Here is an 11,892-nt window from a genome sequence, read left to right as displayed (position 1 = left end):
CTCCTAGCTCGGCTTCTTCAGCGGATGCAGGCGACGTGAATCGCCGTTGTTCCGCCAATAGCTGCCGGATTTATCACTACTCGGCCAACCGTGTTCCGGATGGGTCAGCGCATAAACGAGTTGTACGACCTGTTTGGCAAAGCCAATCGCGTCGGTATCCAATAGCTCAAACGAGATAGCCTTGAAGTGGGCGCCAAACGCATTGCGGGCCTGCGCAATACGCTGAAGTTCATCAAGGATCGGCTTGAGCGGGATCGTCTCGTGCGGGGCAGCGTTCGCGTCAGTCAGCCCGTCCCGCAATTCAACTTTCAAGGCATCGCGGAGCTTTCCGTCGATAGCGAGGAGAAACTCGCCGAGCGTGTATGCGCCGCTTTGGCGGCGCGGCACACGGCATTCATATTTCTGGGTGAGGTAATCGAGCACTGCTTCAAGAATCACGCCTGCCTTGCTGCAAATTGCCTGCGGATCGACAGGCGATTCATTGAGCAAATTTTTGAGACGGTCGATCTCAGGAAGCGAACTGATCAGGCGAATGCCGTCATCGATGCCCCATCCGGCCAGTTCGACAAATTGGCAGGCCTGTCCAGCCTTCAACCAACCCCAGCGGTATTTTTCCCGCCATGGACGGTAATGCGTGGTCACGATGGTATGGCGAAAATTTTTGCTAACCTCGTAAATCATGCCGATGACACGTTCGACGTGCGGCTCGTCCACGCTGCCAAGCACGTCGTCAAGGATCAGCACTGTCTCATCAGCCCGGTCGCGGGCGGCAAGCACGAGAAAGACGCAGAGGCCAAGCGTATCGAGGTGCGACTGGCTGAAATAAGCCTGCGGGGGTACGTCTTGGCCCGCGAAGTCGGCTTTAAGCTTAATCGAAGCGCGCCTGTTCGGGTCAAGCTCAAGGGCAATGGTATCAAGCCCTTCACCTGGGTGGACCAATTCGTAGAGCTTACCAACGTCCTGCGCGATTTCCGAGATAATGGTATCGGTGAATTTCTGCCGCTCATCAACGCACTGAGACAACGCATCTTCGACCTTCGGAATGAGCGCAGTCAGTTCCAGCACTTTCGCGGCGTTCGCGTCGTAGCGATCGGACGCTGCTTGGAGCTGACCGAGAAACTTGCTTTCGTCGCGCCAGCCTGCCTCGATTGCAGCCCATTTTGCTGCGGCGTCATCATTGGTGGCCAGCCACGCCAAGAGCGCTGCCGCATCACTCGGCGGCGCAGTCGTCAAAAGTGCAACCTGCGAATTCCAGCTGTATCCCGTCTGCGCAATGCCAAAAGTAGAAATTGCCTTGGCAAGATCGTCGGTCGTCTGCTGCAAAGCTTTTTCTGCGTCTTTCAAGGCAGAATGCTGCTTGCGCCATTCGGCGGTCGCAAGGCGCAATGCCTCCAACTGTTCCAGCCGCGATTTAATTAAGGCATGGAGGCCTTCTGCATTCTCCTCACTTTCACAAAGGGGGCAAACTCCCGTATCGGGGTGCGTCGTAAGGTAGGTGTCACCGGCTGACAAAAGCGCGAGCGTGTCGCCCGCTCTGTCGCCTGCGGCACTGATCGCTGCAAGTTGCGCTTGATCTGAATCGTCAGCCTTGGCCTTTGCTGAGAAGACAGCGTCCTGTTTGGTGGTCAGGTTCGCCGGATATGGTCGCAAGGCTTCATAGGCTGAACGAAGCTTGGATATCGCGGCGATATCGGCGTCCAACCCAGTGGTGGGCTGCGCCAATTTCTGTTTGGCCCATGTGACGGGATTGAGGCCTACGGGACTTCCTGCTGCTTCATAGAAGCCTTGCAACGCGGCGAGATTTTCATCTTCTGCCGTTTTGGCGAGCTTCTTTTCAGCAATCAGAGATTTGCCGAGCTGACGAAGCGCTTCCTCGGATCGTTCGAACGCTTCGATGTCGATAAAGCGCTTGATCGCTTCGTAGCGTTCGGCGGCTTGCGCCTGGATCAAGTTCAATATCTGCTGGTGTCGCAGAATCTCGATTCGCGGCCGCGCGCTTGATGGCGAAACCGAAACTTTCTTGTCGGAGATGACGCCCGTGCAATTGGCAGCAGTCGTTTCGAGGACGACAGATAGGTCGGCAACAGTCTTACCTGCTGTCGGCCAGTATTTTTCGAGACCTTTGCCCATGCCGCGATTTTCGAGAGAACCAATCCGCTCGAACGCTAGAAACTCAAATGCATCACAAATGGTGGTCTTGCCGGTTCCGTTCTCGCCATAAATCAGCGTAAGCTTTTTGCTCTTTTCGAATGGCAGCTTGAACGTCTTGGCTGATCCACGGAATGCCGTGAGTGTCAGTGATTTCAATGGCGCTGGCGGGCTCATGAGCCATCTCCCTTCGCCGCGCTTAGCTCGATTTCGAGCCGCCAATCGTCGGATTTCAATCCACCAGAGGCCATCTTGGCTATAAGTGCATCGCGTTTCTCCGCGCGAAGGTGACCGGCGACGATCAGTCGATCAATTACCTGGCACGCAAGGGTATCCGAGGGAGTTTTAGCGTCGCTCATACAAGGCTCCACCGGATTGCGAACATTTTAGACATCTCAATGCTCTGCTGAAGTCGCTCTTCAACATCACCGATCAAAGATGACTTGCGTTCATCGATTTCATCTTGAGCATCGAAGAGTAACTTGCGCTTGCTGTTGCGCTGCGATTCCAACTCCTTGATGCGCCTCTGACACGCGAGTTTTTCTTCGAGTGTGGCCGCCAAGGCAGATGTTCGACGCGCTTCTTTGATCGTTCGGTCGAGTTCCTTGATATCGAATTCCAAGGCGGACTTCATATCGTCGGCCCATCCTTCGAGCTTGTCTAGTTCCTCATCAAACCATTTCGCCTGGCGCGTCGCTAAAGACTCCAAGATGGATTGCCGCTCTAAATCCACGGCAGCTGAGATCACGGCGGGGATGGCGAGGTCAGTAGCGCCCAGATTCCTAGCCGGAAGGTCGAAGAGGCGCATCGCAGCTTTGCCATCGATGCGACGTCCATCGTCGGCGATAGCCGAAATAATCAGATGATCCTGATCGTCCGCTCCACGAATAGACATTTTATGCGCAGTGAGTATGCCGCTTGAACCAACGAACGGCTCTAGCGCCACGGATTTCTGCGCCCATGAGCTGTAGTCGAAAACGAATTCTGCGCCGTGGAGTTCACGTGAAGCAGCGTCGGCAAGAATATGCTGTGCAAGCGGATGACCAAGACGGTAGCGATGGCCATCTAGCCCTTGCTTGGTCATGTAATATTGACCGGATGAAGCCTTGGCGCCGGACGGAATGGATGCCAGAGTGAAACTCAGATAGTCGTCATCGAACTTGGCAAGCTTCGCAAGTTCATGCTTCGTCACATACCAGAGCATCCGCGCGTACCGGTCGAGATACTCACGGCTCTTGTCCATGTTCATTTTCAGCCGGTCGTGAACCTCAGCGTCAAAATTTTCGAGGAGCTTGCGACGGGTGTCCTCCATGGTGACGTTTATGTTCTCATCCATGTCGTAGCGTAGTTGCTCGAACTGAGTTTCGATGTCTTCGGTCGTGCGGCAAGTCTGATAGATCGAGACAATCCGCTTTTCGAATTCGACGCCGGATTCAATCGCGCCCAGCACTTCATCCGATGCGCCAAATACACCATCAAAGAGCTTGAACTTCTCGGCGAGAAGCTGATAGACGCGCTGGTCGGCAGCGTTATTCTTGTTGAGGAAATTTACCACCACAACGTCGAAGCGCTGGCCATATCGGTGGCAGCGTCCGATACGCTGCTCGATCCGTTGGGGATTCCAAGGGAGGTCGTAATTCACGACCATCGAGCAGAATTGGAGATTAATGCCCTCGGCTGCGGCCTCGGTGGCAATCATAATTGACGCCTTATCACGGAAATATTCCACGAGCGCGGCCCGCATATCGGCGGTGCGTGATCCGGTGACTTTATCTGTGCCTTTGTGATGTTCGATCCACGCTGCATAGATGGCCTTGGATTGGGCGTCCGCATTGGACCCGTTGAAGAGGACCATTTCGTCGGCGTATTCGCTCTCGGACAGAAGGCGGACAAGATACTCCTGCGTCCGGCGGGATTCGGTAAAGATGATGGCCTTGCGGGGGCCGCCAAGCTCCTTCGATTTTGCAAAACCCGCCTTCAATGCGCTGAGAAGAGCTTGTCCCTTGGCGTTCTCAGTGACGGATACAGCCAGGTCGCGGAACATCCGGAGATCCAATATCTCGGCGTCGATGGCGGCGATGTCATCGGCGGTGAGCAGTTCGGCCTCATCCACGCCTTCTGACCATTCGTCGACCATCTCATCAAATTCTTCAAAATCGTCCGACAGCTCCTCCTCAAGCTGCTTCCGCGCAGATTTGTCATCGCGTATCTGGGTTTCCAGCTTGCGGGCCAATGTGTCGAGCGCACCCGCAATTGCAAAGGTCGAAGAGGCCAGCAGCTTACGCATGATGAGGGTCATCAAGGTTCGCTGGCTGGAGGGGAGCGCTTGCAGCGACGGGCGGCGAAGGTAATCCGACACCATGTCGTACAGGGCCTGCTCTGTATCGGTCGGAACAAATTCCTGCGTAATCGGAATGCGGTTCGTGTACCGGATGTATTCCAAGACCTGACGGCGAAGGGTGCGGTGGCAGATGGGCTGTAATCTGGTTTTCAGCTCATCAAATTGCCCGTCCGTGAGACGGGCATACTGGGCACGAAAGCTCTTCGCATCGCCAAAGGTATAATCGTCGATCAGGCTGACGAGGCCGTACAATTCCATCAAAGAGTTTTGCAGCGGCGTGGCGGTGAGCAAAATCTTTGGCGCATTGGCTAGGGCGGTCTTCAACGTGCGCCCGATACGGTTGTCTGGCCGATAGACATTACGCAAGCGGTGCGCTTCGTCGATCACCACCAAATCCCAAGGGATGACCATCAACTCGTCAGCATGACGAGCGGCGAACTGGTAAGAGCAAATCACGATATGATTCTGCTCAAACGGGCGGCGCACGCCGTCCTTCGCCATCTTGTTGTAGTTTCGGGCTTCAAGGATTCCGGTGGGCAGGAAAAATTTTTCCTCCACCTCCTGCGACCACTGCTTGCGGAGGTTGGCAGGGCTAATGACGAGAATGCGCCGCTTACCCTCGGTCCACTTCTGGGCGAGGACGAGGCCTGCCTCGATGGTTTTTCCCAAGCCGACTTCATCGGCTAGGATCGCACCCTTGGACAAAGGAGATTTGAAGGCGAACAAGGCGGCTTCGACCTGATGAGGATTCAGGTCCACTTGTGCGTCCAGCAATGCGCCCGCCAACTTTTCGTCGTCGGCCACGGAATGCCGCCTGTTCAGCTCATGAGCGAACAGCTTGGCATGATAGTCCGTTGTAGAAGCGAAATTCTCCTGCACGCTTGCCCCTTATTATGTGCGGACGGGGTCGCTTGATGGGCGACCTTCATCTGCGTTCTTGTTCTTCTCAGCCGAGCGAGCGACATACTCCCGCATGAATTCCCGTATGACCTGCGCGGCAGGTCGATCCTGCGCGTGGCAGGCCTCCAAGAATTCGTTGCGAAGGGCTTTTTCGACGCGGACGCGAAGCCCTGAATCCTTCCCCGACATGGCAGGGAGTGTAGCCAACGGATACACAAACCGGAAGGTCTATTTGCAGGGCGCTCACAAGGAAAGCTTCACTTTCCGATGATTTCGCCGTGTTTTAAGGAGTTCAGGGCGCGAAACTGCCGCGCATCCAATCCGCGCAGGGTTGGTCATGGGTTCAAAGGGAGCAGGAACGGTACTTTGCCGCGCCGGAGGCGGCCGGGTTCCAGAGGGGCAGGCACGCCCCTTGGTCGATGGGGTTTGGGGAGCGCCGAAGGCTCCCCAGTGGTGCGGAAAGGCTCGATGCCGATTTCCGCACCATGGCTAGAGGGATGCAACGGGAGAGCGCCAGCGTCTCCCTTGCCAAGATAGGCGTGGTACTACCACGCACATCTTGCGGTCAGCGTAAGCCCGTTCTTTCTTGCTTTTGAACTGAGCCTTTCGCTTCCTGCCTTATGGGGCTTCGGCGTCCCCAACGGGCATTGCCAACGTGTAGCTGGTGCTTCTTCCTCCTGCTTCACTGCGGACAAGGATGCCGCGTTTCACAAGGTCGTCGATGTCGCGGGCGGCTGTGTCCTGCGAGCATTTCGCCAGCTTCGCCCACTTGGAAGAGGTGAGCTTGCCCTCGAAGCCGTCCAGCAATCTGTTGATGACAAGGCGCTGTCTTTCGCTGATGGGTTGCCCCTTGATGGCATCCCACAGGCGCGCTTTTTCCATGACTGAGGCGAGCGTTTCCTCGGCCCGGTCAATGGCGCGCTCGAGGCATTCCAGAAACCATCGCAGCCATCCTGTCACGTCGAGGCCACCCTTTTGCGTGGCCTCCAGCATGTCGTAGTAGCGATTGCGCTCGGCCCTGATCTGGGACGACATGCTGTAAAATCTTTGCTGGCTTTGCTCGGAACGGGCCAGATAGAGGTCGGCAATGGCACGGGCTATCCGCCCGTTTCCGTCTTCGAATGGGTGGATAGTCACAAACCATAGATGGGCAAGGCCTGCTTTGATGACGGGATCAATCCCGGCATCGCGTTCCATCCATTCGAGAAGCGCCGTCATTTCGTCGGGTAGGCGCGGCGCGGCTGGAGCTTCATAATGAACCCGCTCGCGTCCGATGGGGCCAGATACAACCTGCATCGCACCGTTGGCATCATCGCGCCATCCGCCGACGATGATCTTGGTCATGCCGCTTCGGCCAGTCGGGAAGAGGGAAGCGTGCCAAGCGAAGAGGCGTTCCTCTGTTAGCGACTCGCTATAATTCTGCGTGGCGTCTAGCATCATCTCGACGACACCCTCGACATTGCGCTCGGCTGGGACCAATCCGGCGATGTCCATGCCAAGGCGGCGCGCGATAGAGGATCGCACCTGTTCCTTATCCAGTTGCTCGCCTTCGATTTCGCTGGATTTCAGAACGTCTTCGGTGAGGGTATGGAGGACGGCTTCCTTGCGGAGCGAGAAGCCCAGACCTTCCATGCGGCCTATCAGTCGGCCTTGCCGATGGCGGACATTCGCTAGCGTTGCCGCCAGTTCATCGGCGTTCCATTCGAATTTCGGCCATTCGGGCCGCTCATGGATATATGTCATAATCTCCGCACCTCTTGCGGAGATTATAGCCCATATTTTCCGCAAAGGGCAATTACATTCTCCGCATACGGTGCGGAGAATAGGGGAGACAATCTCCGCATGGCACAGGATAAGTTGTGATTTGCCCTATTGAGGCAGGTTGCGATGATATAGCCTCGTTCTCATGTCCGATGATCTTGATCTAAATACGACCTATCAAGCCATTCTCGCCGCAGCAAAAAGGCGGGAATTTTTAAGTTATGGCGACATCGCCAAAGCGCATGACGCCGAATGGTCCAAGGTCCGCTATGCGATGAACAGGCACCTCGAAGAATTGGTGCAGGAAGCTGCCGTGCGGGACTGGCCTCTTATCACCTCCATTGTCGTCGATAAGGACGGTTTGCGCACAGGACGCATGAAAGATGGGGCAATCGAGGGGTTCGTGAATGCGGCGAAGCGTCACGGGCGCAGTGTCACGTCTCCCGACACATTCGTGCAAGAGGAACAGCAGCGCACTTTCGATTGGGCGCAGACGGCACCAGCTGATCCCGCCTTTCCCGAGAAACCACAGAAGAAAGCCAGCAAGGCGGCGGGTCCGAAATTCGTACGGTATTTTCCCGTTGTTCTCGACGCGCTCCGCGCTCTTGGCGGATCGGCGGAAGCAAAGGAAGTTTATGCGGGCGTGCTCGACCGTGCCGAAGTGCCTGACGAGGAACTTCATAGGCAGACCAAGGGCGGGCAATCCAAATTCGAGAACAAGGTCGGCTGGGCGCGTTTTTACCTCGCCAAAGCAGGCTTGCTGGACAGCAAGAAGCGCGGCGTGTGGGCACTGACCACGGAGGGGCGTGAAACTTACCTCGACCATGACGCGGCACTCGCCTTGTTCAAGGACGTGCAATCGCGCTTCAAGGTCAAAAACGGCAGCGATGATGCCGATGACGACACACCCGCACCCCATGTCACCGACGACAGCGACCTTTTCGGCGATCCGAACAGGCGCTTTTGGTTTGTCGGTGCGGTCTGGGGGGACGGGACGGAAGACCAGACGGACAGGTTTGTCGAAGAAGGTATCTGGCAGAACGGCTACGACGACAAATTCTCGGACCATGTGAGCCGTATGCAGGTGGGCGACCGCATCGCGATCAAGGCCTCCTACACCCAGAAATACAACCTGCCCTTCGATAGTCAGGGGCAGGTCGTTTCCTGTATGCGGATCAAGGCCATCGGGACCATCACCGAAACCTCCAAAGATGCAAAGAGCGTCAAGGTGGATTGGGAAAAGCTCGATCCGCCCAAGGAGTGGTTCTTCTACACCTACCGCGTCACCGTCGTGGAAGCGGATGCTTCCGATGATCTGGCTCGCCGCCTCATTCAGTTCACCTTTGGCGATCACAAGCAGGACTACGCATTCTGGCTGCGGGTGCCATACTTCGCGAAGAAGTATCGGCCCCAGACGACCGCAACGCTCGAACCGTTTTTCGAGGACGGCGACGAGGACATCGAGGTCGAGGGGGATGAAGCTGCATTCGAGACCTACGACCTTGCCAGTATCGTGACGGATGGCTGCTTTCTGGAAGATGCCGAACTCGGCGATGCGCTGGAACGCTTGAAGCAGAAGAAGAACATGATCCTGCAAGGTCCGCCTGGCACAGGCAAAACGTGGCTGGCTAAGAGGCTGGGCTACGCACTCATTGGAACCCGCGACGGCAAGGTCACGAAAAAGCGCGTACGGTCGATCCAGTTTCACCCCTCGCTATCGTATGAAGATTTCGTGCGCGGATGGCGGCCTGACGGAAACGGCCAACTGTCACTCGTTGACGGGCTGTTTCTGGAAGCGGTCGAGGCCGCGAGAGCCGAGCGTGACCGCCCGTTTGTCGTGGTCATCGAGGAAATCAATCGGGGCAACCCCGCGCAGATTTTCGGCGAGATGCTGACGCTTTTGGAGCGCGACAAGCGGAACAAGGACGAGGCCATCGAGCTGGCCTACAGGCAGGTGCAGGGAGAGCGGGTCTTCATCCCCGACAATCTCTATGTGATCGGCACGATGAACATCGCGGATCGCTCGCTCGCCCTTGTCGATCTTGCACTTCGCCGCCGATTTGCCTTCGTCACCCTTGAGCCGCGATTGAATGACCGTTGGAAATCATGGTGCGGCGAACAGGCCGGAATTGACGATGATGCGGTTGCCCTGATCCAGAGGCTTTTCGGGGAACTGAACGACGAGATCGCCGGCGACCGCTCGCTCGGACCGCAATTCCGTATCGGTCACAGCTATGTAACACCTGCGAAGGCGGAGAAGATCGACAATCCGCGTGAATGGTTGCGGCAAATTATCTCGACCGAGATCGCGCCGCTGCTCGAAGAATATTGGTACGACAATCCCGACCGCGCCAGAAAGCTCACGGGGCGGCTGCTGGACGCGCTGTGATGCTGGATGCGGCGCTCGACATTCCCGATGCGGACGCGGACGAGAGCCTTGTCGGCAAAATTCCGATCAGGAATGTCTGGCTGCTCTTTCTCTACGCGTCGGGATTAGCCCAGTTTTCCGAGCGCTTCGAGGCCGAAGTCGAGGAATCTCCCGACCTCAAATCCCTGATTGCACGCCTGCTGTGTTTTGCGGTCGAGAAGCGGCTGCGGCGCAACCTTAGCTTCGGCTATCGCCGTCGCAATGAGGTGTTGAAGCGCATTCGCGGCAGGATCGACATCCTAAAGACGGTATCCGAAGACCTATTTCGGCGGGGCGAAGTCGCCTGCCGCTTCGATGAGCTGACCATCGACACTCCCCGAAACAGGTTGGTGCGTGCAGCCCTCGCCAGACTGTCGTCGATAATCCTCGATGATGCCGATCTTTCCCATCATTGCCGCACGCTGGCGAATGACCTCGGGCGCGTCGGCGTGTCAGGCAAGGAACCGACACGCTCGGAAATGGCCGCAGACCAAATCGCCCGCCACGAAGGCGATGACCGTCTCATGGTCTCTCTGGCCCGCGCCGTGTTCGATCTCGTGCTGCCTATGGAAGCGGTGGGATCGCGGAGCATCCCGAAGGCGCAGCGGGAGGAAGCCAAGTTTCGGAAACTGTTCGAGAAGGCCATTAGCAACTTCTTTGCGAGCGAATTGTCGCGCGACGACGGTTGGAGGGTCTATCCGGGCAAACAATTTAGTTGGCCCATCACATCGTCATCCCGTGGTTTTTCAACCTTTATGCCGATCATGATTACCGACATCATTCTTGAGAACGAGCAAGTTGGGCGACGAATAATCATCGATACCAAATTTACGGGTATTCTCGCTAAATCGAAATTTGAAACCGAACGATTTAAGACGGACCACCTTTATCAGCTATATACTTACCTTCGCAGCCAAGAAAAAATAAATGACCCGCTTTCGGAAAATTGTGAAGGCTGGTTAATTTACCCTTCTATGGGAATAAACATTGACGAGACCGCAAAAATCCAAGGGCACAATCTGAGAATGGTGACAATTGACCTATCACTTCCGAGTGACGATATTATCAGAAATCTTCAGAGGCTACCATTCATTAGTCGTTTGTTGCAAAATGACGATGTTGGATCATAGGCGAATGTCCTCCCGCCAACTCTATTCCCCCGCTTAATTTTATACTGAGTGCGAGGTCGTCCTCCTTCATTAAAAGGAGGCAGTGCGATGATGATCGAAGTGACCAAGGTTGGCGATCTCACCTTCGAAATTCGGTTTGATGAAAGCGTCCGTGAAGACCTGACCCTGATCGCGGGATGGGGAACAGAAGAATGGGCTATCGGATGCATTCTCTCTGACATTCTGCTGGGCAACGGCATCGAAGATGATGATGACTTCGTGGAACGCCACTATCCCGAAATGCTCAATTACGACCCGGAAAGCGACGGTGATCTGGATGGCGAAATTCCATTCTAATCGCCTATCCCCCCGAACGGTTCTGATCGGACCTTATCGCTTCGTGAAGCCGCAGAGTTCCTGCGGCTTCATTTGCATAGGAGGCGATTTTGCAAATCAATCCGCCCGAACTCCCGTCGATGAAGCCTGTTGGCGAAACCAATCCCCCTCCAAAGATGTCCGCGCCATCGCCATCACCGCGTGCCGAATTTCAAGGTCCACGGCACATGCGGCGGATCATGACTGCACTGGCGAGTGGCGGGCTGATCCTCGTCGCTGGCGTGGCACTCGGGGAGCTGGCCTTGCGGCCCGGCATCCGCCCAACGGACATTCTCGCAACCATCGAAGCCCGGACGGAAACGGGCATCTTCAATCAGAAGATGGGCGCAGCTCCGGGCGAGATGACTCTGACCGAAGATCAGTACCGCGCGAAGATCGCGGAAGCCGAACGCACTGGGCAGGCCAAGGCAGAAATCGCCTTTCAGCGTGAACTGGCCGACGTGCAGGCCGACAAGGAAATCCTCGTCGGTGCGTATCAGACGCTTTACCAGCGAACGAACGTGATAGCGCAGGAAGGCCTCCGCATGGAAAACTTAGCGCAACAGTTTCGCCAACAATTGCTCCAGCAGACGAATGGCGGTCGCGCGACGGTCATTGCCGTTTACGATATGCTTTGCGCCATCGGCGATCAGCAATCCTGCGAGAAGGCGCGTCAGACTCGCGCAGGTATGATCCAAGAAGCATCCGAACTGACGCAGGGTGATCTGGCAAAGAAGATCAATAACCTGATGGCAGGCGTTCCCGATTGTGGATCGGCGTGCAAAAAGGACCCCGTTAGCGGGGTGATCGGCGTCTAAAAGGGACCCCTCATTTCGATAGCTTACACAGCC

9 protein-coding genes are annotated in these 11,892 nt (G+C 56.1%); 4 read left to right on the top strand and 5 right to left on the bottom strand.

Annotated elements, in window-relative coordinates; all coding sequences use genetic code 11:
* Nucleotides 1–3: 3 nt before the first annotated feature.
* The 5 genes from ACGGKE_RS03820 to ACGGKE_RS03800 form a co-directional block, all read right to left on the bottom strand.
* Nucleotides 4–2,325 carry an AAA family ATPase gene (locus ACGGKE_RS03820; protein WP_394440178.1) on the bottom strand — a complete coding sequence of 774 codons (2,322 nt, stop codon included), beginning with the start codon at nt 2,323–2,325 and terminating at the stop codon, nt 4–6.
* A complete protein-coding gene (locus ACGGKE_RS03815) occupies nt 2,322–2,507 on the bottom strand; it encodes a hypothetical protein (protein WP_394440176.1) in 186 nt (61 codons plus the stop codon). The genes ACGGKE_RS03820 and ACGGKE_RS03815 overlap by 4 nt, the downstream gene beginning before the upstream one ends.
* Complete coding sequence (locus ACGGKE_RS03810; protein ID WP_394440174.1) at nt 2,504–5,368, bottom strand: SNF2-related protein; 2,865 nt, start codon at nt 5,366–5,368, stop codon at nt 2,504–2,506. The genes ACGGKE_RS03815 and ACGGKE_RS03810 overlap by 4 nt, the downstream gene beginning before the upstream one ends.
* Nucleotides 5,369–5,380: 12 nt before the next feature.
* Complete coding sequence (locus tag ACGGKE_RS03805; protein WP_394440172.1) at nt 5,381–5,578, bottom strand: plasmid-related protein; 198 nt, start codon at nt 5,576–5,578, stop codon at nt 5,381–5,383.
* Between the two features lie 429 nt (nt 5,579–6,007).
* Nucleotides 6,008–7,132, bottom strand: coding sequence for a Fic family protein (locus ACGGKE_RS03800; protein WP_394440170.1), 1,125 nt, complete (start codon nt 7,130–7,132; stop codon nt 6,008–6,010).
* A gap of 163 nt (nt 7,133–7,295) precedes the next feature.
* Here ACGGKE_RS03800 and ACGGKE_RS03795 point away from each other — a divergent pair, with 163 nt between their 5' ends.
* The 4 genes from ACGGKE_RS03795 to ACGGKE_RS03780 all read left to right on the top strand — a co-directional run bounded on the left by ACGGKE_RS03795 (nt 7,296) and on the right by ACGGKE_RS03780 (nt 11,859).
* The gene (locus ACGGKE_RS03795; RefSeq protein WP_394440168.1) at nt 7,296–9,539 is read left to right on the top strand and encodes an AAA family ATPase; all 2,244 of its coding nucleotides are present in this window, start codon (nt 7,296–7,298) and stop codon (nt 9,537–9,539) included.
* A complete protein-coding gene (mcrC, locus tag ACGGKE_RS03790) occupies nt 9,539–10,687 on the top strand; it encodes a 5-methylcytosine-specific restriction endonuclease system specificity protein McrC (RefSeq protein WP_394440166.1) in 1,149 nt (382 codons plus the stop codon). Before ACGGKE_RS03795 ends, mcrC begins: the two co-directional genes overlap by 1 nt.
* Before the next feature lie 87 nt (nt 10,688–10,774).
* Nucleotides 10,775–11,023 (top strand): hypothetical protein, encoded by a 249-nt coding sequence (locus tag ACGGKE_RS03785; RefSeq protein WP_394440164.1) that lies wholly within the window; start codon nt 10,775–10,777, stop codon nt 11,021–11,023.
* Between the two features lie 89 nt (nt 11,024–11,112).
* Nucleotides 11,113–11,859 (top strand): hypothetical protein, encoded by a 747-nt coding sequence (locus ACGGKE_RS03780; protein ID WP_394440162.1) that lies wholly within the window; start codon nt 11,113–11,115, stop codon nt 11,857–11,859.
* The last annotated feature ends 33 nt before the right edge of the window (nt 11,860–11,892 follow it).

Origin of the sequence: Sphingobium naphthae (genome assembly GCF_043589935.1) — a bacterium.
Taxonomy (GTDB): Bacteria; Pseudomonadota; Alphaproteobacteria; order Sphingomonadales; family Sphingomonadaceae; genus Sphingobium; species Sphingobium naphthae_A.
The sequence above is the reverse complement of the archived record's forward strand: the minus strand, read 5'-3'. Positions and strand labels throughout refer to the sequence as shown.

Excerpts from the sequence above, each read along its gene's own strand:
- ACGGKE_RS03785 (WP_394440164.1), top strand. The coding sequence starts at position 10,775 with ATGATGATCGAAGTGACCAAGGTTGGCGATCTCACCTTCGAAATTCGG.
- ACGGKE_RS03795 (WP_394440168.1), top strand. The coding sequence starts at position 7,296 with ATGTCCGATGATCTTGATCTAAATACGACCTATCAAGCCATTCTCGCC.
- mcrC (WP_394440166.1), top strand. The coding sequence starts at position 9,539 with ATGCTGGATGCGGCGCTCGACATTCCCGATGCGGACGCGGACGAGAGC.
- ACGGKE_RS03820 (WP_394440178.1), bottom strand. The coding sequence starts at position 2,325 with ATGAGCCCGCCAGCGCCATTGAAATCACTGACACTCACGGCATTCCGT.
- ACGGKE_RS03800 (WP_394440170.1), bottom strand. The coding sequence starts at position 7,132 with ATGACATATATCCATGAGCGGCCCGAATGGCCGAAATTCGAATGGAAC.
- ACGGKE_RS03805 (WP_394440172.1), bottom strand. The coding sequence starts at position 5,578 with ATGTCGGGGAAGGATTCAGGGCTTCGCGTCCGCGTCGAAAAAGCCCTT.
- ACGGKE_RS03815 (WP_394440176.1), bottom strand. The coding sequence starts at position 2,507 with ATGAGCGACGCTAAAACTCCCTCGGATACCCTTGCGTGCCAGGTAATT.